This is a genomic window from Parafannyhessea sp. (assembly GCF_051876455.1).
Classification (GTDB): Bacteria; Actinomycetota; Coriobacteriia; order Coriobacteriales; family Atopobiaceae; genus Parafannyhessea.
Genome location: NZ_JBJEHW010000179.1, coordinates 1 through 1951, shown reverse-complemented (window position 1 = coordinate 1951; position 1951 = coordinate 1). Strand labels below are relative to the sequence as shown.

1 protein-coding gene is annotated in these 1951 nt (G+C 65.9%); it reads left to right on the top strand.

The genetic code is table 11. The features are described 5' to 3' along the window. The coding region (locus ACI38Z_RS07730; protein ID WP_439789612.1) for a glutamine synthetase III family protein at positions 1-1782 on the top strand (1782 nt) is incomplete at its 5' end. Positions 1783-1951: the final 169 nt, after the last annotated feature.

Sequence of the window (1951 nt, the reverse complement as noted above, 5' to 3'; positions counted from 1 at the left end):
CAGGGCGAGCCCGACGCCTCCAGCTTCCCCTCCGGCGGTCTGCGCGCTACATTTGAGGCACGCGGCTACACCGTGTGGGACCCTATGAGCCCCGCCTTCATCAAGGACGAGGTCCTCTGCATCCCGACGGCGTTCATCAGCTACACCGGCGAGGCGCTGGACAAGAAGACGCCGCTGCTGCGCTCCGAGGTCGCCCTCGAGACCCAGGCCAAGCGCGTGCTGGAGCTCTTTGGCAAGAAGCCGAAGCGCGTCTACACCACGATCGGCCCGGAGCAGGAGTACTTCATCATCACCGAGGACGACTACAAGGCCCGTCCGGACCTGGTCCTCACCGGCCGCACCCTGTTTGGCGCCGAGCCCGCCAAGGGCCAGGAGCTCGAGGAGCACTACTTCGGCACGATCCGCCCCTCCGTCAACGCGTTCATGAAGGAGGTCGACGACGAGCTCTGGAAGCTCGGCGTGCCCCTGAAGACCAAGCACAACGAGGTCGCCCCCTGCCAGCACGAGTTCGCCCCGATCTACGAGAAGGGCTCGCTCGCCATTGACGACAACCTCCTCACCATGGAGAAGCTCAAGCTCCTCGCGACCCACCACGGCTTTGCCTGCCTCGAGCACGAGAAGCCCTTCGAGTACGTCAACGGCTCCGGCAAGCACAACAACTGGTCCGTCTCCGCTGACGACGAGAACCTCCTCGAGCCGGGCGACGACCCGCAGGACAACCTGCAGTTCCTGGTGTTCCTCGCCTGCCTCGTCGCGGCCGTCGACGAGCACGCGGACCTGCTGAGGGCGTCCGTCGCCTCCGCCGGTAACGACCACCGCCTCGGCGCCAACGAGGCGCCTCCCGCGATCATCTCCGTCTTCCTGGGCGACGCCCTCACCCCGATCGTGGACGCGCTCATCAAGAAGGAGCAGCCCGAGGCCCACGACCGCGCCCGCATGGACCTGGGCGTCCCCGCGCTGCCCAACGTCCTGCGCGACAACACGGACCGCAACCGCACCTCCCCGTTCGCCTTCACGGGCAACAAGTTCGAGTTCCGCATGTGCGGCAGCCAGCAGAACCTCTCCGACCCCAACGTCGTGCTCAACACGGCCGTCGCGGAGCAGTGCGAGCGCTTTGTCGACTACATCGCCAAGCACTCCGACGACGACTTCACCACGGCGGCCATGCGCTTCGTCCGCCACACCTTCCGCGACCACGAGCGCATCCTGTTCGACGGCAACGGCTACTCCGAGGAGTGGGAGAAGGAGGCGGAGCGCCGCGGCCTGCCCAACCTCAAGAGCACGCCCGACGCCATCCCAAGCATCGTCAAGCCCGAGAACATCAAGTTCTTCGAGAAGTACGGCGTCCTCACCGAGGCCGAGACGCGCGCCCGCTACGTCGCCAAGGCCGAGCAGTACGCCAAGCTCCTCAACATCGAGGCCAACACGATGGTCAACATGGCCCGCACCATGTACCTGCCCGCCATCAGCGCCTACGCCGGCGACCTCGCGACGAGCGTCGCGACGCGCCAGGAGATCGGCGTCGAGGCGACCGCGGACAAGGCCACGGTCAAGACCCTGAGCGAGGGCGCCGCGGCAATCAAGGCTGCTGCCGACGAGCTCGAGGCGGCCAACGTCAGGGCCCGCGACCTCGACGACGTCGCCGAGGAGGACAACGCCTACCGCGACATCGTCCTGCCGCTCATGGACAAGCTGCGCGCCGCGGTCGACAAGATGGAGATCGTCACCAGCAAGGAGTACTGGCCCGTCCCGAGCTACAACGACATGCTCTTCTACGTCTAGTAGAGGTCGCTCGCAGCGGGTATCGCAAACGCCAGGAAGCCCCGTCTCGCACAAAGCGAGGCGGGGCTTTCCTTGTGTTGGGGCTACATTCTGGATGACCGTTCTTCTCCCCTGCTTGCGAACGCGACCGTCTTTTTGGTCTGCGGTTCCCTTGCTTATTGCGAGGGAA